Source organism: Pseudomonas sp. HLT2-19-2 (assembly GCF_054898005.1).
Genome location: NZ_CM142712.1, coordinates 15,572 through 39,830, shown reverse-complemented (window position 1 = coordinate 39,830; position 24,259 = coordinate 15,572). Strand labels below are relative to the sequence as shown.

Genomic DNA, 24,259 nt, shown 5'->3' with positions numbered 1-24,259 from the left:
ATACACCCCAAAACAACTGTAGGAGCGAGGCTTGCCCGCGAAGGCGTCATAACTTCCAACATCTATGTCGGTTGTTACATCGCCTTCGCGGGCAAGCCTCGCTCCTACAGTTGGATTTCTGTGGGCCTTTAGATCCGGGTTACTGCTTTTCCAGTAACCACTTGCGCTCACCCGGTGTGAACGAAGGCATCTCGTCTGCCTGAGCCGTGTTTACGGCCTGGAGGATCTCCAGTTCTTTGCCCTTGCGCGCAAAGATCCAGGTGTTGCCCTGGCCATTCACTTGCAGCCACATGTTGTCGTTACCGCTGCTCATCGAAGCGCAATCACCGGCCAGACACAAGGCATAGCGATCCGCACCCGGCAAGCCGGCAACCTGGCCGTCAGCCTGGAATTGCACGGTATTGCCTTCACCGGGACCGCTGACGACTTTCCAGCTGCCGCCCATGTACGCCGAATACAGCGCGCGCTCGAAGCTGGCGCCGATTGGTGCGCCGTCTGGTACCTGAACCTGAGCGCGGTCGAAGACTTGCTCCGGCTCATTGTCGTTGGCGGCTTGGCTCAGTTGCTTGCCGTCACGCTTCAGCTCGCTGGCGGAGCTGCCATAAAAGTCGATCTTCCAGGCCCCGGACTCTTCGCCCAGCAGCTTGCCGTCGACGTTTTCAAAACCATTGGTGTAGCGGGCCTGACTGGCCTTGGTGTTGACGTCCCATTCCAGGTTCGGGCCATAGGCCTGGAGCGCTTCACGCAGGGGGCCGCCTTTGGATGCAGCATCGATCGCCACCTGATTGATCCAGGTACCGCTGATATCACGGTCGGCGGGGTTGCTGGCACAACCGCCCAGGAATAGGGCGAGCAGCGAGAGAACAAGCGCTTGGCGCATGGTGGAATCCTTTCAAAACGCTTTTTATACATACGGCAGCGGCGCAGCCTTAAAGGGCTGCGCCGGGCGCATTACTCGATGACCAGAATGGCATCCATTTCAACCTGCGAACCCTTTGGCAGGGCTGCTACGCCAATGGCGGCGCGGGCAGGATAAGGCTGGTCAAAGTACTTGCCCATGATCTCGTTGACCTTGGCGAAGTGGCTCAGGTCGGTGAGGAAGATGTTCAGTTTGACGATGTCCTTGAACGAACCACCAGCGGCTTCGGCGACGGCTTTGAGGTTCTCGAACACCTGGACGGTCTGGGCTTCGAAGCCTTCAACCAGCTCCATGGTTTTTGGGTCCAGAGGAATTTGACCCGACATGTAAACGGTGTTGCCAGCCTTGATCGCCTGGGAGTAAGTACCGATGGCAGCCGGGGCCTTGTCGCTGGTGATAACTGTTTTGGTCATGAATGACTCCTTGTAATGAGTGGTGGTTTACGCACGCATGCGGGTGATGCGAATCACCCCGGTCAGGGCACGCAGTTTCTTGATCACGCGGGCCAGGTGCACGCGGTCGTGCACGCTGACCACCAGTTGGACCACGCTGATGCGACCATCGCGCTCGTCCATGCTGATTTTTTCAATATTGCCGTCGGCCGCGTTGACGCTGCTGGCCAGCAGAGCGATCAGGCCGCGCTGGTGTTCCAGTTCGACGCGCAGCTCGACATTGAATTCGCCGGTGACATCCTTGGCCCACGAGAGCTGGATGCATTTTTCCGGGTTGTGGCGGATTTCGCTGATGTTGCGGCAGTTGTCCAGGTGCACGACCATGCCTTTGCCCGCGGACAGGTGGCCCACAATCGGGTCGCCCGGGATCGGTGTGCAGCACTTGGCGTAACTGAGCACCAGGCCTTCGGTGCCACGAATCGCCAGCGGACCTTCTGCGCTTGGCAGCTGTTCGCCTTCGCCAAGCAGTCGGCGAGCCACCACATAAGCCATGCGATTGCCCAGGCCGATGTCTTCGAGCAAGTCTTCGATCAGTTCGAGACGGTACTCGGTGAGCATCGCTTTGACGCGCTCGGCCGCGACTTTCTCCAGCGAGCTGTCGAAGCCATTCAGCACTTTGTTCAGCAGGCGTTCGCCGAGGCTGATGGATTCGGAGCGGCGTTGCAGTTTCAGTGCATGGCGGATGTGGGTCCGTGCCTTGCCGGTGACCACGAAGTTGAGCCACGCCGGGTTCGGCCGCGCGCCGGGGGCGCTGACGATCTCGACCGTGGAGCCGCTTTGCAACGGTTCGGACAGCGGTGCGAGACGACGATTGATCCGACAGGCAATGCAGCTGTTGCCCACGTCGGTGTGCACCGCGTAAGCGAAGTCGACCGCCGTGGAGCCTTTGGGCAGCTCCATGATCCGGCCTTTGGGCGTGAACACATAGACCTCGTCCGGGAACAGGTCAATCTTCACGCTCTCGATGAATTCCAGCGAGTTGCCGGCCCGTTGCTGCATCTCCAGCACGCCTTTGACCCACTGGCGGGCGCGGGCGTGAGTGCCTTTTGGCTGCTCGTCGCCGCTGGATTTGTACAGCCAATGCGCGGCGATGCCGTTGTTGGCCATCTCTTCCATTTCACGGGTGCGGATCTGGATCTCGATCGGAACACCGTGCATGCCAAACAATGTGGTGTGCAGCGACTGGTAGCCGTTCGCTTTGGGGATTGCGATGTAATCCTTGAAGCGCCCCGGCAGTGGTTTATATAAGTTATGCACAGCACCCAGCACGCGGTAGCAGGTATCGACCTTGTCGACGATGATCCGGAACGCGTAGACGTCCATGATCTCGTTAAAGGCCCGACGCTTGCCGCGCATTTTCTTGTAGATGCCGTAGAGGTGTTTCTGACGACCGCTGACTTCGCCCTGGATTTCATCAATAGCCAGGCAGTGGCTGAGTGATTCTTCGATCTTGTTGACGATTTCCTTGCGGTTGCCCCGGGCGCGTTTGACCGCCTGGTTGATCCGTGCGGAACGCATCGGGTGCATCGCCTTGAAGCCGAGGTCTTCGAATTCTATGCGGATGGCGTGCATGCCCAGCCGGTTGGCAATGGGCGCATAGATTTCCAGGGTTTCCTTGGCAATTCGCCGACGCTTTTCGCCGGACAGGACTTCCAGCGTCCGCATGTTGTGCAGGCGGTCAGCGAGCTTGACCAGGATCACGCGAATGTCGCGGGCCATGGCCATGGCCATTTTCTGGAAGTTTTCGGCCTGGGCTTCGGCTTTGGTCTCGAAGTTCATCTGGGTCAGTTTGCTGACCCCGTCAACCAGTTCGGCCACGGTTTCGCCGAACTGCGCTTGCAGCGCTTCCTTGGCAATACCGGTGTCTTCGATCACGTCATGCAGCATCGCAGCCATCAGGCTCTGATGGTCCATGTGCATTTCGGCAAGAATATTCGCAACCGCGAGTGGGTGCGTGACGTACGCCTCGCCGCTACGGCGGCGTTGGCCATCGTGGGCTTGTTCGGCGTAGAAGTACGCTCGGCGGACCAGGTTGACCTGGTCCTTGCCGAGGTAGGTCGATAAGCGATCGGCGAGGGCGTCTATGCTCGGCATGATGAATCCTGCCGTTCGCTGTGACCCCGCGCCGTGCTACGTCGACCAGGCATGGCTTACACGGCCTCGTTGGACTCGTCCTCGAACGCTGCGAACAGCGGTTCGTCTTCGACGATTTCAGCATTGGCGATGAACTCGTAGCTCATCAGGCCTTCAGCGATTTCACGCAAGGCTACAACGGTAGGCTTGTCGTTTTCCCACTGGACCAATGGCTCTTTGCCGCCGGTGGCCAGTTGACGGGCACGCTTGGTAGACAGCATGACCAGCTCAAAGCGGTTTTCCACGTGGTTTAGGCAATCTTCAACGGTTACGCGGGCCATGGTATTCCTCGGAGCGAATGCAATATGCGCGCTGCCCGGTTGGGCGAGCGGACTCGACAGTTTAAAAAATCACCAGCGATTAGGGAAGCGCTGTTTTTTTGACCAAGCTCTTCGACGCGCTGCAAGTGCCAATGTAAAGCCCTTGCAGCGGTTTTGGGAAGTGCTGTTTAGCCGAGCAATTCGGCCAAAAGTTTTCCGTTACGCTGCTGCTGGCGCTTCTGATGCAGCTGATTTACGCGGAAAATCGCCTGCAAATCCTTCAGTGCGTGGGCGAAATCGTCGTTGATGATCAGGTAGTCGTAATCGACGTAGTGGCTCATCTCGCTGACGGCTTCGCGCATCCGGCCTTCGATGACCTCGTCGCTGTCCTGGCCGCGATTGGTCAGGCGCTGGTGCAAGGCCTGCAGGGACGGCGGCAGAATGAAGATCGAGCGGGCCTGGGGCATCAACTTGCGCACTTGCTCTGCACCCTGCCAGTCGATTTCCAGAATCAGGTCGTGGCCTTCGTCCAGGGTCTGCTGCAGGTGGCTTTGCGAAGTGCCGTAGAGATTGCCGAACACTTCGGCGCGCTCGAGGAAATCCCCGTGTTCGATCATCTTCACGAACTCTTCGCGCGACACGAAGTTGTAGTTCACACCGTTCACTTCACCGGGGCGCATGGCGCGGGTGGTGTGGGAAACGGAGACGCGGATCTCCTGATTAGCGTCGGTCAGGGCCTTGACCAGGCTGCTCTTGCCCGCGCCCGAGGGTGCGGAAATGATGTACAGGGTGCCGGTGCTGTGGGTCATGTGGGGTTTGCCTTACTCAATATTCTGCACTTGTTCGCGCATCTGCTCGATCAACACCTTGAGGTTGACCGCCGCCTGGGTGCTGCGCGGGTCGAAGGCTTTGGAGCCCAGTGTGTTGGCTTCGCGGTTGAGCTCCTGCATCAGGAAGTCCAGGCGCCGACCGGCAGCGCCACCGGATTTGAGCACCCGGCGAACTTCGATGATGTGAGTGCTCAGGCGATCCAGTTCTTCGGCGACGTCGCTCTTTTGCGCGAGCATGACCATTTCCTGCTCCAGTCGCTGCGGGTCCATCTCGGCCTTCATGTCGGCAAAGCGGTCGAGCACTTTCTGGCGCTGGGTGGCGAGCATCTGCGGGACCAGTTCACGCAGGGTCACCACGTCTTCTTCAATGGAGGTCAGGCGATCATTGATCAACCGTGCCAGCTCCGCGCCTTCGCGCTCGCGGCCGGCCTTAAGTTCTTTCAGACCTTCGTTGAACAGCGCCAGTGCTTCGGCATTCAAGGCTTGCGGGTCAGTTGCATCGCCCACCAGCACGCCGGGCCAGGCCAGAACTTCCAGCGGGTTCAGTGCGGCCGGATTCTTGATCAGGCCGGCGATGGTCTCGGCGGCAGCGACCAGTTGTGCGGCGCGCTCGCGGTCCACCTGCAGTGGTTTGTCGGTGTTTTCTTCGGTGAAGCGCAGGGTGCATTCGAGCTTGCCCCGGGAAATTCCCTGGCGCAGCGCCTCGCGGACCGCGCCTTCGAGGTCGCGAAAGGACTCCGGCAGACGCAAGTGCGGCTCCAGGTAGCGGCTGTTGACCGAGCGCAGTTCCCAGCTAAGGGTGCCTTGGGCGCCGGCTTTTTCGACGCGGGCGAAGGCGGTCATGCTGTGCACCATGGAGTTACCTCGCAATGCAGGTTCATGCGTTACCAAAGGTTTCGCAGGCCTGATCTATATGAATTTAAGCCGAGAGGCAGCAAAGGCGCAGGATTGTAGCGCAATGGGGCGAATGCGCCCAAACACACGGCGTGACAAAGGGCTGCAGGCCGTCGGTAAAGCGCTATTCAGGGCCTTCAGTCGTCGGGGGATTTTTTAGAAGTGCCCACTCACGGCCCTGCGGCTCTATAATGCTCCGCAGTTTTCCGTCCCCCGTACAGGTACTCCCTATGAAACGTCCAAGTGGTCGCGCTGCCGATCAGCTCCGCTCGATCCGCATTACCCGCAACTACACCAAACACGCCGAGGGATCTGTACTGGTCGAGTTCGGTGATACCAAAGTCATCTGCACCGTCAGCGTCGAGAACGGCGTGCCGCGATTCCTCAAAGGTCAGGGCCAAGGCTGGTTGACCGCTGAATACGGCATGCTGCCGCGCGCCACTGGCGAGCGTAACCAGCGTGAAGCGAGCCGCGGCAAGCAAGGCGGCCGTACCCTGGAAATCCAGCGTCTGATCGGCCGTTCCCTGCGTGCTTCGCTGGACATGTCCAAGCTGGGCGACGTCACCTTGTACGTCGACTGCGACGTGATCCAGGCTGACGGCGGCACCCGCACTGCGTCCATCACCGGTGCGATGGTTGCACTGGTCGACGCGTTGAAAGTGATCAAGAAGCGCGGCGGCCTGAAAGGCGGCGACCCGTTGAAGCAAATGATCGCAGCCGTTTCGGTGGGCATGTATCAGGGCGAGCCTGTGCTCGACCTCGACTATCTGGAAGACTCGGCTGCCGAGACTGACCTGAACGTGGTGATGACCAGCACTGGCGGCTTCATCGAAGTTCAGGGCACTGCCGAAGGCGCACCGTTCCAGCCGGAAGAGCTGAACGCGATGCTGGAACTGGCGAAGAAAGGCATGACCGAAATCTTCGAACTGCAAAAGGCTGCACTGGCCGACTGATCGGACCGCTCCAGGCAAGGAGGACGTTATGAGTGACGAGCAACAGCTGCTTCCCATCCCGAGCAAAGAGGTTCGGCAATGGGCGATGTTTTGTCACCTCTCGGCGTTTCTCGGTGTCTGGTTGCCGTTTGGTCACCTGATTGGGCCGTTGATACTCTGGCAGTGGAAGCGTGAAACCGATCCTTTCATCGACGCCCAAGGCAAGGAAGCGCTGAACTTTCAGATCACCGTGGCCCTGGTCTCGGGTATCTGTTACCTGCTTATGCTGGTGTTGATCGGTTTTGCGCTGCTGCCGTTGGTACTGATCGGGGCGATGGTGCTGGCCATCATTGCCGGTCTCAAGTCCAATGAAGGGGTGCCTTATCGCTATCCCTTCACTTGGCGGTTGGTGAAATAAGCAGCATCACCAATCCCCACAGGTTTTTCAGCGCGCACAAAAAAGCCGACACTGATGTCGGCTTTTTTGTGTCTGCGAAAAAACGCTTGGTTAGATAGTCAGCGTCCAGTCGTAGTCCACGATCAGCGGCGCGTGCTGCGAGAACCGTGGCTGGCGAGGCAAACGCGCGCTACGTACGAAGCGGCGCAGACCCGGTGTCAGCAACTGATAGTCGAAACGCCAACCGAGGTTGAGCATTTCAGCCTGTTCGTTGTCCGGCCACCAGCTGTACTGGTCACCTTCACGGCTGACTTCGCGCAGGGCATCGACATAACCCATGTTGCCGACAATCTCGTCCATCCAGGCACGTTCAGGTGCCAGGAAACCCGGGGATTGCTGGCTGTCGCGCCAGTTCTTGATATCCAGCTTCTGTTGCGCCACGTACAGCGAGCCACAGTAAATGTACTCGCGACGTTTGCGTCGCTGTTTATCCAGATAACGGGCGAAATCGTCCATTAGCTTGAACTTCTGGTTCAAGTCTTCATCGCCATTCTGCCCCGAAGGGAGCAGCAAGGTCGCGATGCTGACCTTGTCGAAATCGGCTTGCAGGTAGCGCCCGTAGCGGTCGGCCGTCTCGAACCCGAGACCGCTGATGACTGCCTTCGGTTGCAGCCGCGAATACAAAGCCACGCCACCTTGGGCGGGAACTTCGGCTTCGCAGGCATAAAGGAAGTAGCCATCCAGTTGGAAGGCTGGATCGTCCAGTTCAAAGGCGGAGGCGCGGGTGTCCTGCAGGCAGATGACGTCGGCATTCTGTGCTTGCAGCCAACTGAGCAAACCTCGCTCCACTGCAGCCTGAATACCATTGACGTTCACACTGATGATCCGCATAAATGGCCCCAAAAATCGCGTGCGTGTATGATACACGGCGTCAACCTAATTAGCTAAATCCGTGGTATTTGGGGTTTTTTTCATGCAAGCGTATCAGCGCGATTTCATTCGTTTTGCCATCGATCGCGGCGTTTTGCGCTTCGGCGAGTTCACCCTGAAGTCCGGGCGCACCAGTCCTTACTTCTTTAATGCCGGCCTGTTCAACTCGGGATCGGCCCTTGCGCAGTTGGGTCGTTTCTACGCGGCAGCCATCGTCGAGAGCGGTATTTCGTTCGACGTCCTCTTCGGTCCAGCCTACAAAGGCATCCCTTTGGCGGCGACCACGGCAGTGGCCTTGGCCGAACATCATGGTCGTGATCTGCCATGGTGCTTCAACCGCAAGGAAGCCAAGGCCCACGGCGAAGGCGGCAGCCTGGTCGGCGCACCGTTGACCGGCGACGTACTGATCATCGACGACGTCATTACCGCTGGCACTGCAATCCGTGAGGTGATGCAGATCATCGCTTCCCAGGACGGCGCCAAGGCTGCGGGCGTGCTCATCGCGCTGAACCGGCAGGAGCGTGGCAACGGCGAGTTGTCGGCAATCCAGGAAGTGGAGCGTGACTTCGGCATTCCGGTGATCAGCATTGTTTCGCTGAACCAGGTGCTGGAATTCCTGGCGGACGATCCGCAGCTCAAGCAGCATTTGCCGGCGGTTGAAGCCTATCGGGCTCAGTTTGGCGTCTGACGTAAAGGCCCTGTTTTTACAGGGCCTTTTTTTCATCTGGCGATTAACGCAGGCTGCACCATTTCGCACACAGGCGCAGGGTTAACCGGGCGTTGAACAGCGCAAACACCATCAGTGCAAACACAACCATCACGTAAAGTGTGCGATCCACGTCAAAGTCCCAAAGATCCAGCGTGCTGCTGCCCATGATTCTCACGGCGGCAGGGAAGTTGACGTAAAACAGCGCCATGAAGGCTGTCGTCAGTGGAAGGGCGCAGCCGAACAAAACGTTCACTACGGTTTTCCGGCTACGTTTTCTGGCGAGCGGACCTGGCTGGTTTTCATCCAGCTCCAGTGCTTTATGCAACTTGGGCCACGCCAGGTTGAACATGAAGGTGGTCAGGGTCAGCAGCAAGCCGCTGACCGCGACGATGTCACTGAACGGCATTGGTCCCCAGCGTTGTGCGCAACAGATCGTGAGAGTCTTCGCTGATCTCGAACTGCCCGGCGCTGCCCTTGCGTTTGGTGATGGGTTTGAATGTTGGCTCGTTTTGAGTGATCAGCATGTTCAACTCATCACGGATGACGTCAGAGCTGATTACCACCAGATACACGGTCTGAGCATGCTCCGCAGACTCAATCACAGCTCGCATGCTGTGTTGCAAGATATCGTCCAGCTGATTGCGAAACCGTGAAACCGTGTTTTTCAGCAGGGTTTTGCTCTGGCTCTGAGTGAGCTGGAAAATCGTCGATATTTGCGATTCGGTCGGCAAGGTCTGCCCGAAGTAGCTTTGAATCAGATACAGCAAGCGGTCCTGTTTCGCTTCATCGGCCCGACTCGGCATGCCGCCTTCTACCAGCATTTTCAAGTATTCGGTCAGACTCGCCTTGGCGATTCGCTGTAGCGCGTGGGCGATTTCGTTGTCGGAAATCCTCAACGTCTTTTTGACCGGCTCCTTTTGCTCCTGCTCGAAAGCCTGGGCGTCGATCGTGAACGAGATCTGCATGGCTCAGTGCCTCCGACGCTATTTTTTGCTGGCAGGGTTGGAGGTTTCGACCTGTTTGATCCCGACGGGTTTGTCGGTTTTTTCCGGATATGGATCAATCACGGCGTCGCCCTGGCCGGTCAGCACTTTCCAGCCTTTGCGCGTATGAGTGTCTTCTTCGAAATAGGGGCAGGGCGGCATCGACTTCTTTGACGAGCCCGAGTATTCATGGCCGCAGTCCGCGCAAGCGTAACGGCCTGCTGAAATGTCGCTGCCGTAAGGAACGTTATCTTTTTGCATGGTGAGATCTCCTGTGGATACAGGGAAGATCCTATGCGGACTATTGCTGACGGGATGTCAGACGTTTCGCTGATTCAGGTCGGACGTTTCCTGCGCGCATAAAAAAGATCGCAGACTTCGTCAGCTCCTACGGAATATTCGTACATCCGTGGGTGCTGCCGAAGGCTGCGATCTTTTGATGTACTTGATTCAGTCACGCTTGCGATTGCTGATCAAGGTGCCCACACCGGTATCGGTGAAGATCTCAAGCAGAATTGCATTCGGAACCCGACCATCGATGATCAGCGAGCTGCCGACGCCGCCCTGTACCGCTTCCAGCGCGCAACGGATCTTCGGCAGCATGCCGCCGTAGATGGTGCCGTCGGCGATCAAGTCGTCGACCTGTTGGGTGGTCAGGCCGGTCAGGACCGTGCCCGACTTGTCCATCAGGCCGGCGATGTTGGTCAGCAGCATCAGCTTTTCAGCTTTCAGCGCTTCGGCGACTTTACCGGCCACCAGGTCGGCGTTGATGTTGTACGACTCGCCGTTGGCGCCGACGCCGATTGGCGCGATCACCGGAATGAAATCGCCTTTGACCAGCAAGTTCAGCAGGTCGGTGTTGATCCCGACTACTTCGCCGACCTGGCCGATGTCGATGATTTCCGGTTGGGTCATCTCCGGCGTCTGGCGGGTCACGGTGAGCTTCTTCGCACGAATCAGCTCGGCGTCTTTACCGGTCAGGCCGATGGCGCTGCCGCCGTGACGATTGATCAGGTTGACGATGTCCTTGTTCACCTGGCCGCCGAGGACCATTTCCACCACGTCCATGGTTTGTGCGTCAGTCACACGCATGCCATCGATGAAGTGGCTCTCGATCGACAGACGCTTGAGCAGGTCGCCGATTTGCGGGCCGCCGCCGTGAACCACCACCGGGTTAATGCCGACAGCTTTCATCAGCACGATGTCGCGGGCGAAGCCGGTTTTCAGCTCCTCGCTTTCCATCGCGTTGCCGCCGTACTTGATCACCAGCGTCTTGCCGACATAGCGGCGAATGTAAGGCAGCGCTTCGGACAGGACCTTGGCGGTGTTGGCGGCGGCTTCGCGTTCGAGGGTCATTCAGGGCTCCGGCACTTCAAATAAGGGCGCTTCAGAAGGTCAAAACGGTAGTTGGAGATCAGGTGCAACACGCTTCAACTGGACTTTGAAAACATCCTTGATGCGCTGCAATTCAGCCTCGTCATCGGCCTCGAAGCGCAGCACCAGCACCGGTGTGGTGTTGGACGCGCGCACCAGGCCCCAGCCTTTGGCGTAGTCGACTCGCACGCCGTCAATGGTGGTCAGGTTGGCGCCTTCGCCCCATTTCGCGTCGTGCAGTGCATCAATGATGCTGAATTTGCTCTCTTCGGTCACATGGATATTGATTTCCGGCGTAGAAATATCGTTCGGGAAGGTCGCAAACAGCTCTTCCGCAGTGGATTTTTCTTTGCTGAGGATCTCCAGCAGACGCGCGGCGCTGTAAATGCCGTCGTCGAAACCGAACCAGCGTTCCTTGAAGAAGATGTGCCCGCTCATTTCGCCGGCCAACAGGGCGCCAGTTTGTTTCATTTTCTTTTTGATCAACGAGTGGCCAGTCTTCCACATTAGCGGACGGCCGCCGTATTCCTTGATCAGCGGCGTCAGGCGACGGGTGCATTTGACGTCGAAAATGATTTCCGCGTCAGCGTTGCGCGCCAGTACGTCACGGGCGAACAGCATCAGCAGGCGGTCCGGGAAGACGATGCTGCCGGTGTTCGTCACCACGCCGACGCGGTCGCCATCGCCGTCGAAAGCCAGGCCGAGGTCAGCGTTGGTTTCCTTGACCTTGGCGATCAGGTCCACGAGATTTTCAGGCTTGCCTGGGTCCGGGTGGTGGTTCGGGAAGTTGCCGTCGACATCGCAGAACAGCGGGATGACTTCGCAGTTCAGGGCTTCGATCAGTTGCGGGGCGATCACGCCGGCGGCGCCGTTACCGCAATCGACCACAACCTTCAGGCGGCGAGCCAGTTTGATGTCCTGGACGATTTCGGTGTTGTAGCGATCGAGGATCTCGACCTGGGTGATGCTGCCCTTGCCGCTGCTCAGGTTGTTGGTCTTGAGGCGTTCGTGCAGGGCCTGGATCTGTTCGTTGGCCAGGGTGTCGCCAGCGATGACGATTTTGAAACCGTTGTAGTTCGACGGGTTGTGGCTGCCGGTGAGCATGACGCCGGATTTGCCTTCCAGCACGTTGGCGGCGTAGTACAGCGCAGGCGTTGGCACCAGGCCGACGTCGCTGACGTGGCAACCGGCATCGGCCAGGCCTTTGATCAGTTGCTCGACCAGTTCCGGGCCGGACAGACGACCGTCACGGCCAACGGAAACGTTCGGTTCGTCCTGGGCCAGGCTCTGGGAGCCGATGGCGCGACCTAGCCAATAAGCGGTTTCAGCGTTCAAAAATTCCGGGACGGTGCCGCGAATGTCGTAGGCGCGGAAGATGCTGTCGGGGAACTTGGGTGCGACTTGGGCTGGGCTGCTCATTACTGGAAATGCTCCATCTCGAAGGGTGGCTGGACCTGCTGCGAAGAACTCGTCGGCAGGTTCAAACTGAAGGGTATGACGGCGTTTTCCACTGAGAGTTCGTGGTGTGCAAAGGCCATGCCCCCAACATTAGCCAGCGATTGGCCGGCAAATGCCTTGATTTTGGGCGGTAAACCTTCCAGATGAGGCTAGTGCAATTTTCGTCCTGGAATGCAAAAAACTGGCGTCAGGCCGGGCAGACTGCCCAGCCTACGACCCTGTGATCAATGGCTGCCGGAATGCCCGAAACCACCAGCGCCGCGCTCGGTTTCAACGAACTCTTCGACCATCTCGAAGTGCGCTTGAACGACCGGCACCAAAACCAGCTGGGCCAAACGCTCGCCCACCACCATGTTGAAGTCGGTCTGGCCACGGTTCCAGCACGACACCATCAGCGGACCCTGGTAATCGGAATCGATCAGGCCGACGAGGTTGCCCAGCACGATTCCGTGCTTATGGCCCAGGCCGGAGCGCGGCAAAATCAGCGCCGCCAAGCCCGGATCGCCGATGTACACCGACAGGCCGGTTGGAATCAGCAGGGTTTCGCCCGGCTTGATGACGGTGTCTTTTTCCAGCATGGCGCGCAGGTCGAGGCCGGCGGAGCCTGGTGTGGCGTACTGCGGCAGCGGGAAGTCGGTACCGATGCGGGGGTCGAGGATCTTGGCTTGCAAAGCGTGCATGTAAATTAAACCTGGTTCAGACGTTCGGAGATAAAAGTGATCAGCTGGCGGGCAATCTTGCTCTTGCTGGTCTGGGCGAAAAGTGTGGCGTGTAGCTGGCGGTCGATCACGCTGCAGGCGTTTTCTTCACTGTTGAAGCCAATGCTCGGGTTGGCGACGTCGTTGGCGACGATCAAGTCGAGGTTCTTGTCTTTCAACTTGCGTGCAGCGTAGTCGAGCAGGTGTTCGGTTTCAGCGGCGAAACCGACACTGAACGGACGGTCAGGGCGCGTGGCGATGGTGGCCAGAATGTCTGGGTTGCGCACCATCTGTAGCAACAAGCCGTCGCCGTTCGTAGGGTCTTTCTTGAGTTTCTGTGGGGCGACGACTTCCGGGCGGTAGTCCGCGACTGCCGCAGAAGCAATGAACAGATCGCAAGGGATCGCGGCTTCACAGGCGGCGAGCATGTCGCGGGCGCTGACCACGTCGATGCGGGTAACGCGATCTGGCGTTGGCAGGTGCACCGGACCGGTGATCAGCGTCACGCGGGCACCGGCTTCCACCGCGGCTTCGGCCAAGGCAAAGCCCATTTTTCCGGAGCTGTGGTTGGTGATGTAACGTACCGGGTCGATGTTTTCCTGGGTTGGGCCGGCGGTGATCAGCACGTGTTTGCCGGTCAGCGCCTGACGCTGGAAGCAGCCCGCCGCGCATTGGGCAAGGTCGGTGGCTTCGAGCATGCGGCCCATGCCGACGTCGCCACAGGCCTGGCTGCCGGAGGCCGGGCCGAAGACTTTCAAGTGGCGGCTTTCGAGCAGTTGCAGGTTGGCCTGGGTCGCTGGGTCGCGCCACATGGCCTGGTTCATCGCCGGGGCAACGGCGACCACGGCGTCGGTGGCCAGCACCAGCGTGGTCAGCAGGTCATTGGCAATGCCTTGGGCCAGACGGGCGATAAGGTCCGCAGTGGCGGGGGCGATCAATACCAAGTCGGCCCATTTGGCCAGTTCGATGTGGCCCATGGCAGCTTCGGCCGCCGGGTCCAGCAGATCGAGGTGGACCGGGTGCCCGGACAAGGCCTGCATGGTCAGCGGGGTGATGAACTCGCTGCCGCCACGGGTCATGACCACGCGCACTTCGGCACCCTGGTCGATCAGTCGGCGAACCAGGTCGGCGCTTTTGTAGGCAGCGATACCGCCGCCGACGCCCAGAACGATGCGTTTCCGATACAGCCGCTGCATAGGTCTGCCTTTCAATTCGATAGTGACTGCATGGCGATACCCCCTCCCCAGGGATGAAATCGCCAGCAAAAAAGATGGGCTACGATATCACAGCGACCGCTACGGAACAGCGGCGCCCACACACAGGGAGGTGCTATGAGTATTCGTGATTGGCCGGCGGCCGAGCGGCCGCGGGAGAGGTTACTTGAGTTGGGCTCTGGGAGTCTTTCGGACGCCGAACTGCTGGCGATTTTTTTACGAACCGGCGTGTCGGGTAAAAGCGCGGTAGATCTGGCGAGACATCTGTTGAATCAGTTTGGCAGCCTGCGTGCACTACTCGAGGCTGATCAGGAAGCATTCAGCAGGCAATTGGGGCTCGGACCCGCGAAATTCGCTCAGTTGCAAGCGGTACAGGAAATGGGCAGACGGCATTTAGCCGAACGTGCGCGCCAAAAGTCGGCACTGGAAAATCCGCAGGCAGTTCGTGATTACCTGAAGTCGATGCTGCGACACGAGCCTCACGAGGTGTTCGGGTGCCTGTTTTTGGATTCCAAGCATCAAGTGCTGGCCTTTGAAGCGTTGTTTCGCGGCTCAATCGACAGCACAAGTGTCCATCCAAGACAGGTGGTCAAGCGTGCCCTTGCCCACAACGCTGCAGCGGTGATCCTCTGCCACAACCATCCGTCGGGCAACACCAACCCCAGTCAAGCCGACCGAAAGCTGACCAAGCGCCTGCAAGAGGCGCTGGACCTGATCGATGTTCGGGTGCTCGACCATTTCATCATCGGTGACGGCGATCCGTTGTCCATGGCCGAGTACGGGTGGATGTAGTCCAGCGCTATTTCAGGTGAACCTTCGAGTAATCCTGGCGGCCGAACGGGCTGACTGCATAACCCTCGACGTCTTTGCGCGTCAGCGCGAAGGCGGTCGGGTGGGCCAGCGGCAGCCACAGTGCCTGCTGCTGGATCTGCTCCTGAGCCTGTTCGTAGAGCTTGGTACGCACGCCTTGCTCGCCGGTGGTCTTGCCGGCGCTGATCAGCTTGTCCAGATCCTGGTTGCAGTAGCGAGCGAAGTTGGTACCGGACTTGACCGCGGCGCAGGAAAACTGCGGCGTGAGGAAGTTGTCCGGGTCACCGTTGTCGCCGGCCCAGCCCATGAACAGCAGGTCGTGTTCGCCGGCCTTGGCGCGGCGAATCAGTTCGCCCCATTCGATCACCCGAATCTCGGCCTGAATACCGATCTCCGCGAGGTCGGATTGGAGCATTTGAGCACTGAGGCTTGGGTTCGGGTTGAGCAGGCTGCCGGATGGTCGGGTCCAGATGGTGGTCTGGAAACCGTCCTTGAGTCCGGCCTTGGCCATCAATGCCCGAGCCTTTTCGACATCATGCGGGTAGCCCGGCAAGCCTTTGGCGTAGCTCCAGGTGTTAGGCGGGTAGGGGCCATTGGCGGGTTCGGCGGTGTCTTCGAACACGGCTTTGACGTAGTTGGCCTTGTCGAACGCGAGGTTGATCGCCTGGCGCACTTCAGGCTTGTCCAGCGGTGGGTGCTGACTGTTGATGCCGACGAACGCGGTCATGAAGGCGTCAGTCTTTTCGACTTTCAGCGTCGGTTCTTTCAGCGCTGCCTGCACGTCCAGAGGCTTGGGCGACAGGGCGATCTGGCACTCGTTGCGGCGCAATTTCTGCAACCGTACGTTGGCATCCGGGGTGATGGCGAAGATCAACGGGTCCACCGACGGCTTGCCGCGGAAGTGATCCGGGTTGGCCTTGTAGCGAATCGAGGCATCTTTCTGGAAGCGCGTGAAGATGAAAGGACCGCTGCCGATCGGCTGGCTGTTGAGCTTCTCCGGGGTGCCGGCCTTCATCAATTTATCCGCGTATTCAGCGGAATAGATCGAGGCGAAGCCCATGCTCAGGGTCGCGAGGAAGGTCGAGTCCGGGTGGTCGAGAGTGAAGCGCACGGTCAGCGGGTCCAGGGCGTCGATCTTCTTGATCAGTGCAGGCAACTGCATCGACTGGGCGTGCGGATAGCCGCTCTGGGCGACTTTGTGCCATGGGTTTGCCGGGTCGAGCATGCGGTCGAAGCTGAACTTCACGTCTTCGGCGGTCAGTTCGCGTGTCGGGCTGAAATACTCGGTGCGGTGGAATTTCACCTGCGGATGCAATTTGAAGACATAGGTCAGGCCGTCTGGCGTGATTTCCCAGCTGTCCGCGAGGCTGGCGACCACTTTGCCGCTGGCGGTTTCGAAGTCCACCAGACGGTTCATCAGCACGTCAGCGGAGGCGTTGGTGGTGGTCAGCGAGTTGTATTGCACCACGTCGAACCCTTCCGGGCTTGCCTCAGTGCAGACGCTCAGCGCGGCGGCATGGGCCAACGGGCTTAGCAGAAGAGGAGCGAGCAACAGCGATAGGGCAGCGAGGCGCATGGTCGGATTCCTTTACAGATCGAAGGCCCATCTGCAAGTGCAGTCTGGAAAAGGCTTACCCTAGTGGGCTCTTTTGCAAATGACTATCCCCTTTTTCATTTTAAGGGGAGTATGTGCGATTGTTTTCGGTGTGTGCTGCCCGAGGAAAACCCCGGATTGGCCTGTTGGCCGATTCTCAGCGACGAGCGGTCTTTATCGACGATAGCCTTTATCCAAGGCGCTCTGAGCTCGAAAAATGGGGTTTTTATCAAGTCCGTGCACACGGAATGTTGTTGCTCTCTAGTCTTTCTGGTATAAAGCAGCGCTCTTTTCTAGGGGCCCGGTTCCTTCACTTGTAGGTGTAGCCGGTAAGACCTCTAAAGAAACGCGGCGCCTAGCGCCAAATGACTGAGAGATTAAGCGGCCAACCCATGCCGGGTTGGGCATGTGGTTTTAGAGGGCTGAGGCATGTCGAGAGTATGTCAAGTTACCGGTAAGGGTCCGGTGACTGGGAATAACATTTCCCACGCAAACAACAAAACCCGTCGTCGTTTCCTGCCGAACCTGCAGCATCACCGCTTCTGGGTTGAAGAAGAGAAACGTTTCGTGCGTCTGCGCGTATCTGCCAAAGGCATGCGTATCATCGACAAGCGTGGCATCACTGTCGTGCTGGCCGAAATCCGCAAAGCTGGCAAGATCTAAGGGAGCTAATCATGCGTGAATTGATTCGTTTGATTTCGAGCGCCGGTACTGGTCACTTCTACACTACCGACAAGAACAAGCGCACTACTCCGGACAAAATCGAGATCAAGAAATTTGATCCGGTTGTTCGTAAGCACGTGATCTACAAAGAAGGCAAAATCAAGTAATTGATTTTTCCCTCTTACGAAAAAGGCCCGTATCTCACGATACGGGCCTTTTTTGTGGCTTGAAGAAAGGCTTCAGGCCTTCTGTTCAAACGCCACATAGATTTTGCGGCACGGTTCCAGCACCTCCCAGGTGCCGCGGAACCCGGCCGGAATCACGAAGCGATCACCCGCACGCAGCGTCTTGCCGTTGCCTTCGTTGTCGCGCAGCACTGAAACGCCCTGAATGATTTCGCAGTATTCATGCTCAGTGAAGTTCACATGCCACTGGCCGACGGCGCCTTCCCACATCCCCGCGTTCAACTGGCCGCAGGGGCTGTTGTAGTGGTTGTAAACCACTTGTTCGGGGTCACCTTTCAGGATCTTGGCCTGGTCCGGTCTATAGCGCTCAGGCTCAGTGGTGGCCTGGCTGAAGTCGACGATGTCATGGATGCTCATTGTTGTATTCCCCCGTGATTGCGACGCAAGTGACTGGAAAGCCCAAAGTCTATGTTTATTAAAATGAACACCGCAAGGCCGTTTGCCGACCTTGTGTCAAATATATTGAAACAACCCCGGCCACTGGTTTAGGGTGGCAGTTGCCTTGGGCCGAAAAAGCAGGCTGGCCGGGCGGAATTCCTGAGGACGTCCGCGAAGAACGCGGGGCGCTCGTATTTTCAACTAGAGGAGGACACTCATATGACCACCCTGACTCGTGCCGATTGGGAACAACGGGCTCGCGATCTGAAGATCGAAGGCCGTGCTTACATCAATGGCGAATACACCGATGCTGTCTCCGCCGAGACCTTTGAGTGCATCAGCCCGGTCGATGGCCGTCTGCTGGGCAAGATTGCCAGCTGTGACGCCGCCGATGCCCAGCGCGCTGTTGAAAATGCTCGCGCCACCTTCAATTCCGGCGTCTGGTCGCGTCTGGCGCCGACCAAACGCAAAGCCACCATGATTCGTTTCGCCGGCCTGCTGAAACAGCACGCCGAAGAGCTGGCCCTGCTTGAAACCCTGGACATGGGCAAGCCGATCAGCGATTCCCTGTACATCGACGTTCCAGGCGCGGCGCAAGCCCTGAGCTGGAGCGGTGAAGCCATCGACAAGATCTACGACGAAGTGGCCGCGACTCCCCATGACCAACTGGGTCTGGTGACTCGCGAACCCATCGGCGTCGTCGGCGCCATCGTGCCGTGGAACTTCCCGCTGATGATGGCCTGCTGGAAACTCGGTCCGGCGCTGTCCACCGGTAACTCGGTGATCCTCAAGCCGTCCGAAAAATCGCCGCTGACGGCTATTCGCATTGCTGCGCTGGCCGTTGAAGCCGGTATCCCGAAAGGCGTGCTGAACGTCCTGCCAGGTTACGGTCACACCGTCGGCAAGGCCTTGGCCCTGCACAACGACGTGGACACCCTGGTGTTCACCGGTTCGACCAAGATCGCCAAGCAATTGCTGATCTACTCCGGCGAATCGAACATGAAACGCGTCTGGCTCGAAGCCGGCGGCAAGAGCCCGAACATCGTGTTCGCCGATGCTCCGGACCTGCAAGCGGCCGCTGAATCGGCTGCCGGCGCCATCGCCTTCAACCAGGGCGAAGTTTGCACCGCCGGCTCGCGTCTGCTGGTGGAGCGTTCGATCAAGGATAAATTCCTGCCGCTGGTGATCGAGGCCCTCAAAACCTGGAAACCGGGCAACCCGCTGGACCCGGCGACCAACGTCGGCGCGCTGGTGGATACGCAGCAGATGAACACCGTGCTGTCCTATATCGAATCCGGCCACGCCGACGGCGCCAAACTGGTGGCGGGCGGCAAGCGCATTCTTCAGGAAACCGGTGGCACCTACGTTGAGCCGACGATTTTCGACGGCGTCAGCAATGCGATGAAAATCGCTCAGGAAGAAATTTTCGGCCCAGTGCTGTCGGTGATCACTTTCGATACCGCCGAAGAAGCCATCCAGATCGCCAACGACACGCCTTACGGTTTGGCTGCAGCAGTGTGGACCAAGGATATTTCCAAGGCTCACCTGACCGCCAAAGCGCTGCGCGCCGGTAGCGTGTGGGTCAACCAGTACGACGGCGGCGACATGACGGCCCCGTTCGGTGGCTTCAAGCAGTCCGGCAACGGTCGCGACAAGTCGCTGCACGCGTTCGACAAGTACACCGAGCTGAAGGCGACCTGGATCAAGTTGTAAAACCTGTGGGGGTACGTCTGCTCCCACTGTAGATCCATCTCGCAGCCGGACTTTCCGCAAGGAAGGTCCGGCTGTGTTGTCTCTGCGACTGAAAAATAATATCCACAGGAGCGTGGAAAATGCGTTGGGCGACTTATTTCGCCGTGTTGGCGTCTGTCTTGAGTGTCGGCCTGGCCCTGGGCGTCAGCATGCCGCTGGTGTCGTTTCGCCTGGAAAGCTGGGGCTACGGCTCCTTCGCCATCGGCGTGATGGCGGCGATGCCCGCCATTGGCGTATTGCTGGGGGCCAAGATCTCCAGCCATCTGGCCGCGCGTCTGGGCACGGCCAACCTCATGCGCCTGTGCCTGTGGGCCGGGGCGTTGTCCATCGGTTTGCTGGCGCTGTTGCCGAGCTATCCGATTTGGCTGGTATTGCGGCTGATGATCGGGGTGATCCTGACGCTGGTCTTCATCCTCGGTGAAAGCTGGATCAACCAACTGGTGGTCGAGCAATGGCGCGGGCGATTGGTGGCGCTGTATGGCAGCAGCTATGCACTGAGTCAGCTGGCCGGGCCGTTGCTGCTGGGCGTTGTGGGCACCGAACACGATTACGGGTTCTGGGTCGGCGTCGGCTTGCTGACGGCGGCACCGTTCCTGTTGCTGGGCCGCAGCGGCGCGCCCTCCAGCGAAGCCAGCAGCGTGACCTTCGGTGACTTGCTGGCCTTCTGCCGGGGCCTGCCGGCGATTGCCTGGGCGGTGTCGCTGTTCGCGGCGTTCGAAGCGATGATCCTGACCTTGTTGCCGGTCTATTGCCTGCGTCAGGGCTTTACGACGGAAATCGCTTTGGCGATGGTCAGCACGGTGGTGGTGGGTGATGCCTTGCTGCAATTGCCGATTGGCGCGCTGGCGGATCGCTTGTCACGTCGTACGTTGTTCACCGGGTGTGCGGTGGTCCTGCTGATTTCGAGCCTGGCCATCCCGTTGTTGATCGACACGTTGCTGATCTGGCCGTTGTGGGTGATGTTCGGTGCCAGTGCCGGCGGTTTGTTCACCTTGTCACTGATCCTGATCGGCGAGCGCTATCGCGACGATGCACTGGTGCGCGCCAATGCGCATATCGCGCAGCTGTGGGGCATCGGTTGCCTGATCGGGCCGCTGGCGGCCGGTGCTGGCAGTCAGTGGATCAGCGGGCATGCGTTGCCGCTGCTGATGGCGGCAGGAGCGCTGGGGTTGGTGATTCTGCTGTCGCGCCAAGGCGCGTTTGGCACGGTGGCCGAACCGGCCTAGAGCATCCGTTCCAAGCCGACGGTGGTGCTCAACCACGCATTGAAGTGCCGCCACCAGCTTCCGGGTTCCTTGGTCAGGGTGTGCAGTTTGCCGTCATCTTCAGTGACCCAGACAATCTGGCCATTCTCAAGCGTGGCCTGATAACTCAGGGGTGGCGCCATGCCTTGCATCGCTAATTCGCGAACGCGCGCGGCGAATTCCGGGCTGTCTACCAGCACCCCGACTTCGGTATTCCACAGCACCGAGCGCGGGTCGAAATTGAACGAGCCGATGAAAGACTTCTGCTGGTCGAAGATGATTGCCTTGCTGTGCAGGCTGGAGTCGGAGCCGCCGTAGGACTTGCTGTAAAAAATATGCGGACCGCTGCCGCCGCCTTCGCCGGGCTGGCGACGCAATTCGAACAGCTGCACGCCATGCTCCAGCAGTGCCTTGCGATACGGCGCGTATCCGCCATGCACCGCCGGCACGTCAGTGGCTTCCAGTGAGTTGGTCAGCAATTTCACCGACACCCCGGCATCGGCGCGGCCCGTCAGGTACACCAGCCCCGGCTGACCGGGTACAAAGTAGGCCGAAACCATGATCAGCTCTTTGCTGACGCCATTGAGCTCGGGCGCCAGCTGCGTGGTCAGCAGCAACTGCGGGTCGGGCTCGCCGTCGGCCAGCACCTTGCTTGGCGCATCCCACAGCGCTTGGTTCCAGGCCCAGATCAACTCCCGACGCCAGATGTCCAGGCGCGGATGGGTGGTAAAGGTCATCAACTGCAGGTAGAGCGCGTGATTCTGTTTGCGCGTTTCCTCAAGTGATTCTTGCAGTCGGGTCCGGGTGTTTTCCAGGTCCGTTTGCGTCGGTTTGCTGGACAGAAATTCTTCAATCGGCTTGCTCAGCGCACTGTTCCAGTATTGGTCGAAACTGTGCCCCAGCTGTTCGGCGACCGGGCCGACGCTGAGCATGTCGATGTCAGTGAAATTCAGGTTGGGTTCGGCATCGAAATACTCGTCTCCCAGATTGCGGCCGCCGACGATGGCCATGCTGTTGTCGGCCAGCCAGAGCTTGTTGTGCATGCGTCGGTGTTGCTGTGAGAGGTTGAGCAACCGTCCCACCGTTCGTGTCACGCCGGTGCTGCGGCCCAGGTGCAATGGGTTGAACACACGGATCTGGATCTGCGGATGCGCCGCCAGAGTGGCAATAATCCTGTCCAGGCCATCGCTGGTGGTGTCGTCGAGCAGAATCCGTACGCGCACACCGCGATCGGCCGCCTTGAGCAGTTCGTCCACCAGCATCCGTGTGCTGATGCCGTCGTGGACGATGTAGTACTGCAAATCGAGGCTGCTTTGGGCGTTGCGAATCAGCTCGGCGCGAGCGGTGAAGGCTTCGGTGCTGTCGGACAGCAGGCGAAAGCCGGATTTCCCCTCATGGGGCGCAGCCTGCGCCTGGATCGAACGGCCGAACGCCGAATTTGCCGCCGGCAATGCCTGGCTGGGCTCGCGGGAGATGCCGACGCTCGCACAGCCGTTGAGCAGCAAGGCGAGCAGCAGAACGAAGGGCAGGACCGGTCTGACTCTCAAATCGGATCGTCTCAGGTGATTGCAAAGACCGAAGTATGGCACGTCATTGTGATTCATCGCTTTTGCAAGAGTGAGGTCTCTGGTTGTCGGAAGTTCTCCGTTGGCTTTCAGAACCTACAGAGCCTGTAGATAAAACCGCGTTGATTTGCCTTTGTTTCCTACATAAACGTCCTACAAAACCCGGAATGATGACTGGGCATCGGATGCGGTAGCAGGCAGCGGCTTTTTTCGTGCGCGGCCCGTGCGTCCATGTTTTCCAGCTATCTCACAGGTAATTGATTATGAAGAAGTTTTATTGGGTAAGCGTTTTGGCCGCTGCACTGGCGCCTTTGGCGGTGCAGGCAGCCAGCGTTGATCTGACGGTCTCGGGCACGGTCATCCCGACATCGTGCATTCCGGCCTTTGCCGGCGGTAGCAATGTCGATCTGGGTCGAATCTTTTCCGCCACCTTGAGCCCTAACGCACAAAACAATCTGCCGCCACGGGATATCACCCTGAAGATCGCTTGCGATGCGGCGGCTGCGGTGGAAATCGCCGTCACCGATAACCGTGGCGCCACCAAGGTTCCGGGTCTGACGTTCAATGGCCGGACCAGCGACGCTCTTTACTACGGCTTGGGCAGTACTCAGGGCGTCGGTATCGGTGGTTTCGGTCTGTTGACTGGACAGCCTTTGACCGACGGCAATCCGCAGACTTTCCTGGTGCGTTCGCCGGCCAACCCGGTGTGGCGAGTTCCGGTCAGTGGATTGATGTCCAATGCACCGACCTCCTATTCCTGGGGGCCGAGTGCGATGGCAGGTCCGGCCGCAGCCCGTCTGCACACCTTCCCGATGAAAGTGGCAGCGGCCATTCGCGCCACCTCCGAGCTGCCGCCGACCACCGACGAGTTCCTGCTCGACGGTTCGGTCACCTTTGACGTGTATTACCTCTGAGCCGACGCAGCCACTGCGTCACTGTGCTCTGAACCTGCCTGATTGACGGGGTTTGCCTGGTGCGAACCTGGGCGGCGGCTTGCCCAAAAAACCGTCATCGACAGACGTCATTGCATCACCGGGTATCGGCTGGCGCTGTGTTTAACAGCGTCGGTCGATGCCTTCTGGAGACTTTCATGTACCCCTTTAAATCCTTCAAGGTGCTCGGCGCCGTCGCAGCTGTGTGCCTGTCGTTCACCAATCCGAGTACGCATGCCGCCGGAATGATCCCGGAAACGCCAGTGGTGGTGGTCGACCAGGCGTTGGGCGAGGCAACCCTGAACGTCAGGAACTCCGATGACCAACCGGCGTTGCTGTACAGCTCCATCGAGCATATCGCCGAGGACAACGAGCCTCTGTTGTTGCTGAACCCGCCAGTGGCACGCGTCGAACCGGGTCAGAGCCAGCAAGTGCGATTCATCCTGCATAGTGCCAAACCCCTGGAAACCGAACGGCTCAAGCGTGTGGTGCTGGAAGGCATCAAACCTCGGCAGAATGCGAGTGATGCACACCTCAGCTTGGGGATTCGGCAGAACATCCCGGTCATCCTGCGTCCGGCCAATCTCCCGATAGAGCGAATGCCCTGGAAACGGTTGGTCTGGACGGGCGCCGGCAATCAAGTGCGGGTCAGCAATCCCAGTCCCTATGTGGTACGGCTGGCCAGGTCAGTGAACCTGATTCCCGGTGGCGCGACGCTGGATCTGGGGCGCACCTATATCCTGCCGGGAGAGGTATTGAGCCTCAGTGCGCCGTCGATCCTGGGCACTCATGTACGGCTGTTTCCCGCGACAACCTATGGGTTTGCCGTCGGCAACTACGATGCGCCGCTGAGTTTGCAGTAGTGAGTCATGGCAGCGGTTGGAGTCTGGTTG

At 59.1% G+C, this 24,259-nt stretch carries 26 protein-coding genes and 1 pseudogene; 10 read left to right on the top strand and 17 right to left on the bottom strand.

Annotated features, from left to right (window positions below; translation table 11 throughout):
* Nucleotides 1-139: 139 nt before the first annotated feature.
* The 6 genes from ACYZTU_RS00215 to ACYZTU_RS00190 form a co-directional block, all read right to left on the bottom strand.
* Nucleotides 140-880: a hypothetical protein gene (locus ACYZTU_RS00215; RefSeq protein WP_461967174.1), complete on the bottom strand. Its 741-nt coding sequence runs from the start codon at nt 878-880 to the stop codon at nt 140-142.
* Between the two features lie 71 nt (nt 881-951).
* Nucleotides 952-1,332, bottom strand: coding sequence for a RidA family protein (locus ACYZTU_RS00210; protein WP_003229509.1), 381 nt, complete (start codon nt 1,330-1,332; stop codon nt 952-954).
* Between the two features lie 27 nt (nt 1,333-1,359).
* The gene (gene spoT / locus ACYZTU_RS00205; protein WP_461967172.1) at nt 1,360-3,465 is read right to left on the bottom strand and encodes a bifunctional GTP diphosphokinase/guanosine-3',5'-bis pyrophosphate 3'-pyrophosphohydrolase; all 2,106 of its coding nucleotides are present in this window, start codon (nt 3,463-3,465) and stop codon (nt 1,360-1,362) included.
* Between the two features lie 56 nt (nt 3,466-3,521).
* Nucleotides 3,522-3,785 (bottom strand): DNA-directed RNA polymerase subunit omega, encoded by a 264-nt coding sequence (gene rpoZ / locus ACYZTU_RS00200; protein WP_007894670.1) that lies wholly within the window; start codon nt 3,783-3,785, stop codon nt 3,522-3,524.
* A gap of 167 nt (nt 3,786-3,952) precedes the next feature.
* On the bottom strand, nt 3,953-4,573 hold the full coding sequence (gmk, locus tag ACYZTU_RS00195) for a guanylate kinase (protein WP_461967170.1): 621 nt from the start codon (nt 4,571-4,573) through the stop codon (nt 3,953-3,955).
* A gap of 12 nt (nt 4,574-4,585) precedes the next feature.
* Complete coding sequence (locus ACYZTU_RS00190) at nt 4,586-5,449, bottom strand: YicC/YloC family endoribonuclease (protein WP_008150145.1); 864 nt, start codon at nt 5,447-5,449, stop codon at nt 4,586-4,588.
* Between the two features lie 269 nt (nt 5,450-5,718).
* On the opposite strand from ACYZTU_RS00190, the gene rph reads away from it, so the two are divergent.
* Both rph and ACYZTU_RS00180 read left to right on the top strand, forming a co-directional pair.
* The gene (gene rph, locus ACYZTU_RS00185) at nt 5,719-6,441 is read left to right on the top strand and encodes a ribonuclease PH (RefSeq protein WP_010465211.1); all 723 of its coding nucleotides are present in this window, start codon (nt 5,719-5,721) and stop codon (nt 6,439-6,441) included.
* A 28-nt stretch (nt 6,442-6,469) separates the two neighbouring features.
* Nucleotides 6,470-6,838: a DUF4870 domain-containing protein gene (locus ACYZTU_RS00180; protein ID WP_461967168.1), complete on the top strand. Its 369-nt coding sequence runs from the start codon at nt 6,470-6,472 to the stop codon at nt 6,836-6,838.
* Nucleotides 6,839-6,928: 90 nt separating this feature from the next.
* Here the strand turns inward: ACYZTU_RS00180 and ACYZTU_RS00175 are convergent, their stop codons facing one another.
* Nucleotides 6,929-7,708, bottom strand: coding sequence for an exodeoxyribonuclease III (locus ACYZTU_RS00175; RefSeq protein WP_007934608.1), 780 nt, complete (start codon nt 7,706-7,708; stop codon nt 6,929-6,931).
* Between the two features lie 82 nt (nt 7,709-7,790).
* Between ACYZTU_RS00175 and pyrE the strand changes: the two genes are divergently transcribed.
* Entirely contained in the window at nt 7,791-8,435 is a 645-nt protein-coding gene (pyrE, locus tag ACYZTU_RS00170; RefSeq protein ID WP_007894680.1) for an orotate phosphoribosyltransferase, read from the top strand.
* A gap of 43 nt (nt 8,436-8,478) precedes the next feature.
* Here the strand turns inward: pyrE and ACYZTU_RS00165 are convergent, their stop codons facing one another.
* The 7 genes and pseudogenes from ACYZTU_RS00165 to coaBC form a co-directional block, all read right to left on the bottom strand.
* A complete protein-coding gene (locus tag ACYZTU_RS00165) occupies nt 8,479-8,862 on the bottom strand; it encodes a hypothetical protein (protein WP_461967167.1) in 384 nt (127 codons plus the stop codon).
* Nucleotides 8,849-9,421 carry a hypothetical protein gene (locus ACYZTU_RS00160; protein ID WP_461967165.1) on the bottom strand — a complete coding sequence of 191 codons (573 nt, stop codon included), beginning with the start codon at nt 9,419-9,421 and terminating at the stop codon, nt 8,849-8,851. The genes ACYZTU_RS00165 and ACYZTU_RS00160 overlap by 14 nt, the downstream gene beginning before the upstream one ends.
* 18 nt (nt 9,422-9,439) lie before the next feature.
* Nucleotides 9,440-9,700, bottom strand: a complete 261-nt coding sequence (locus ACYZTU_RS00155; protein ID WP_131060688.1) for a hypothetical protein — start codon at nt 9,698-9,700, stop codon at nt 9,440-9,442.
* A gap of 189 nt (nt 9,701-9,889) precedes the next feature.
* Nucleotides 9,890-10,795, bottom strand: a complete 906-nt coding sequence (gene argB / locus ACYZTU_RS00150; protein ID WP_131060689.1) for an acetylglutamate kinase — start codon at nt 10,793-10,795, stop codon at nt 9,890-9,892.
* Between the two features lie 39 nt (nt 10,796-10,834).
* Nucleotides 10,835-12,238: pseudogene (locus tag ACYZTU_RS00145) on the bottom strand (phosphomannomutase/phosphoglucomutase); the annotation flags it as partial.
* Between the two features lie 257 nt (nt 12,239-12,495).
* Entirely contained in the window at nt 12,496-12,951 is a 456-nt protein-coding gene (dut, locus tag ACYZTU_RS00140) for a dUTP diphosphatase (RefSeq protein ID WP_134420907.1), read from the bottom strand.
* Between the two features lie 5 nt (nt 12,952-12,956).
* Nucleotides 12,957-14,165: a bifunctional phosphopantothenoylcysteine decarboxylase/phosphopantothenate--cysteine ligase CoaBC gene (gene coaBC / locus ACYZTU_RS00135; RefSeq protein WP_461967163.1), complete on the bottom strand. Its 1,209-nt coding sequence runs from the start codon at nt 14,163-14,165 to the stop codon at nt 12,957-12,959.
* A gap of 135 nt (nt 14,166-14,300) precedes the next feature.
* Here coaBC and radC point away from each other — a divergent pair, with 135 nt between their 5' ends.
* Nucleotides 14,301-14,975 carry a RadC family protein gene (radC, locus tag ACYZTU_RS00130; protein ID WP_449645052.1) on the top strand — a complete coding sequence of 225 codons (675 nt, stop codon included), beginning with the start codon at nt 14,301-14,303 and terminating at the stop codon, nt 14,973-14,975.
* Nucleotides 14,976-14,982: 7 nt separating this feature from the next.
* Here the strand turns inward: radC and ACYZTU_RS00125 are convergent, their stop codons facing one another.
* Nucleotides 14,983-16,569, bottom strand: coding sequence for an ABC transporter substrate-binding protein (locus tag ACYZTU_RS00125; RefSeq protein ID WP_461967161.1), 1,587 nt, complete (start codon nt 16,567-16,569; stop codon nt 14,983-14,985).
* A gap of 447 nt (nt 16,570-17,016) precedes the next feature.
* Here ACYZTU_RS00125 and rpmB point away from each other — a divergent pair, with 447 nt between their 5' ends.
* On the top strand, nt 17,017-17,250 hold the full coding sequence (rpmB, locus tag ACYZTU_RS00120; RefSeq protein WP_007894701.1) for a 50S ribosomal protein L28: 234 nt from the start codon (nt 17,017-17,019) through the stop codon (nt 17,248-17,250).
* 11 nt (nt 17,251-17,261) lie between these two features.
* Nucleotides 17,262-17,417: a 50S ribosomal protein L33 gene (rpmG, locus tag ACYZTU_RS00115; RefSeq protein WP_007894709.1), complete on the top strand. Its 156-nt coding sequence runs from the start codon at nt 17,262-17,264 to the stop codon at nt 17,415-17,417.
* A gap of 72 nt (nt 17,418-17,489) precedes the next feature.
* Here the strand turns inward: rpmG and ACYZTU_RS00110 are convergent, their stop codons facing one another.
* Nucleotides 17,490-17,852 (bottom strand): cupin domain-containing protein, encoded by a 363-nt coding sequence (locus ACYZTU_RS00110; RefSeq protein WP_461967159.1) that lies wholly within the window; start codon nt 17,850-17,852, stop codon nt 17,490-17,492.
* Between the two features lie 240 nt (nt 17,853-18,092).
* On the opposite strand from ACYZTU_RS00110, the gene ACYZTU_RS00105 reads away from it, so the two are divergent.
* The gene (locus ACYZTU_RS00105) at nt 18,093-19,586 is read left to right on the top strand and encodes an aldehyde dehydrogenase (protein WP_449645049.1); all 1,494 of its coding nucleotides are present in this window, start codon (nt 18,093-18,095) and stop codon (nt 19,584-19,586) included.
* A gap of 119 nt (nt 19,587-19,705) precedes the next feature.
* Nucleotides 19,706-20,851 (top strand): MFS transporter, encoded by a 1,146-nt coding sequence (locus ACYZTU_RS00100; protein ID WP_461967157.1) that lies wholly within the window; start codon nt 19,706-19,708, stop codon nt 20,849-20,851.
* Here ACYZTU_RS00100 and ACYZTU_RS00095 read toward each other — a convergent pair.
* Nucleotides 20,848-22,416: a phospholipase D family protein gene (locus ACYZTU_RS00095; RefSeq protein ID WP_461967155.1), complete on the bottom strand. Its 1,569-nt coding sequence runs from the start codon at nt 22,414-22,416 to the stop codon at nt 20,848-20,850. The two genes, ACYZTU_RS00100 and ACYZTU_RS00095, sit on opposite strands and share 4 nt — an antisense overlap.
* A gap of 281 nt (nt 22,417-22,697) precedes the next feature.
* On the opposite strand from ACYZTU_RS00095, the gene ACYZTU_RS00090 reads away from it, so the two are divergent.
* On the top strand, nt 22,698-23,348 hold the full coding sequence (locus ACYZTU_RS00090) for a DUF1120 domain-containing protein (RefSeq protein WP_461967153.1): 651 nt from the start codon (nt 22,698-22,700) through the stop codon (nt 23,346-23,348).
* Between the two features lie 176 nt (nt 23,349-23,524).
* Nucleotides 23,525-24,229 (top strand): fimbria/pilus chaperone family protein, encoded by a 705-nt coding sequence (locus ACYZTU_RS00085; protein WP_461967151.1) that lies wholly within the window; start codon nt 23,525-23,527, stop codon nt 24,227-24,229.
* Nucleotides 24,230-24,259: the final 30 nt, after the last annotated feature.

Excerpts from the sequence above, each read along its gene's own strand:
- ACYZTU_RS00215 (WP_461967174.1), bottom strand. The coding sequence starts at position 880 with ATGCGCCAAGCGCTTGTTCTCTCGCTGCTCGCCCTATTCCTGGGCGGT.
- ACYZTU_RS00210 (WP_003229509.1), bottom strand. The coding sequence starts at position 1,332 with ATGACCAAAACAGTTATCACCAGCGACAAGGCCCCGGCTGCCATCGGT.
- spoT (WP_461967172.1), bottom strand. The coding sequence starts at position 3,465 with ATGCCGAGCATAGACGCCCTCGCCGATCGCTTATCGACCTACCTCGGC.
- rpoZ (WP_007894670.1), bottom strand. The coding sequence starts at position 3,785 with ATGGCCCGCGTAACCGTTGAAGATTGCCTAAACCACGTGGAAAACCGC.
- gmk (WP_461967170.1), bottom strand. The coding sequence starts at position 4,573 with ATGACCCACAGCACCGGCACCCTGTACATCATTTCCGCACCCTCGGGC.
- ACYZTU_RS00190 (WP_008150145.1), bottom strand. The coding sequence starts at position 5,449 with ATGGTGCACAGCATGACCGCCTTCGCCCGCGTCGAAAAAGCCGGCGCC.
- rph (WP_010465211.1), top strand. The coding sequence starts at position 5,719 with ATGAAACGTCCAAGTGGTCGCGCTGCCGATCAGCTCCGCTCGATCCGC.
- ACYZTU_RS00180 (WP_461967168.1), top strand. The coding sequence starts at position 6,470 with ATGAGTGACGAGCAACAGCTGCTTCCCATCCCGAGCAAAGAGGTTCGG.
- ACYZTU_RS00175 (WP_007934608.1), bottom strand. The coding sequence starts at position 7,708 with ATGCGGATCATCAGTGTGAACGTCAATGGTATTCAGGCTGCAGTGGAG.
- pyrE (WP_007894680.1), top strand. The coding sequence starts at position 7,791 with ATGCAAGCGTATCAGCGCGATTTCATTCGTTTTGCCATCGATCGCGGC.
- ACYZTU_RS00165 (WP_461967167.1), bottom strand. The coding sequence starts at position 8,862 with ATGCCGTTCAGTGACATCGTCGCGGTCAGCGGCTTGCTGCTGACCCTG.
- ACYZTU_RS00160 (WP_461967165.1), bottom strand. The coding sequence starts at position 9,421 with ATGCAGATCTCGTTCACGATCGACGCCCAGGCTTTCGAGCAGGAGCAA.
- ACYZTU_RS00155 (WP_131060688.1), bottom strand. The coding sequence starts at position 9,700 with ATGCAAAAAGATAACGTTCCTTACGGCAGCGACATTTCAGCAGGCCGT.
- argB (WP_131060689.1), bottom strand. The coding sequence starts at position 10,795 with ATGACCCTCGAACGCGAAGCCGCCGCCAACACCGCCAAGGTCCTGTCC.
- dut (WP_134420907.1), bottom strand. The coding sequence starts at position 12,951 with ATGCACGCTTTGCAAGCCAAGATCCTCGACCCCCGCATCGGTACCGAC.
- coaBC (WP_461967163.1), bottom strand. The coding sequence starts at position 14,165 with ATGCAGCGGCTGTATCGGAAACGCATCGTTCTGGGCGTCGGCGGCGGT.
- radC (WP_449645052.1), top strand. The coding sequence starts at position 14,301 with ATGAGTATTCGTGATTGGCCGGCGGCCGAGCGGCCGCGGGAGAGGTTA.
- ACYZTU_RS00125 (WP_461967161.1), bottom strand. The coding sequence starts at position 16,569 with ATGCGCCTCGCTGCCCTATCGCTGTTGCTCGCTCCTCTTCTGCTAAGC.
- rpmB (WP_007894701.1), top strand. The coding sequence starts at position 17,017 with ATGTCGAGAGTATGTCAAGTTACCGGTAAGGGTCCGGTGACTGGGAAT.
- rpmG (WP_007894709.1), top strand. The coding sequence starts at position 17,262 with ATGCGTGAATTGATTCGTTTGATTTCGAGCGCCGGTACTGGTCACTTC.
- ACYZTU_RS00110 (WP_461967159.1), bottom strand. The coding sequence starts at position 17,852 with ATGAGCATCCATGACATCGTCGACTTCAGCCAGGCCACCACTGAGCCT.
- ACYZTU_RS00105 (WP_449645049.1), top strand. The coding sequence starts at position 18,093 with ATGACCACCCTGACTCGTGCCGATTGGGAACAACGGGCTCGCGATCTG.
- ACYZTU_RS00100 (WP_461967157.1), top strand. The coding sequence starts at position 19,706 with ATGCGTTGGGCGACTTATTTCGCCGTGTTGGCGTCTGTCTTGAGTGTC.
- ACYZTU_RS00090 (WP_461967153.1), top strand. The coding sequence starts at position 22,698 with ATGAAGAAGTTTTATTGGGTAAGCGTTTTGGCCGCTGCACTGGCGCCT.
- ACYZTU_RS00085 (WP_461967151.1), top strand. The coding sequence starts at position 23,525 with ATGTACCCCTTTAAATCCTTCAAGGTGCTCGGCGCCGTCGCAGCTGTG.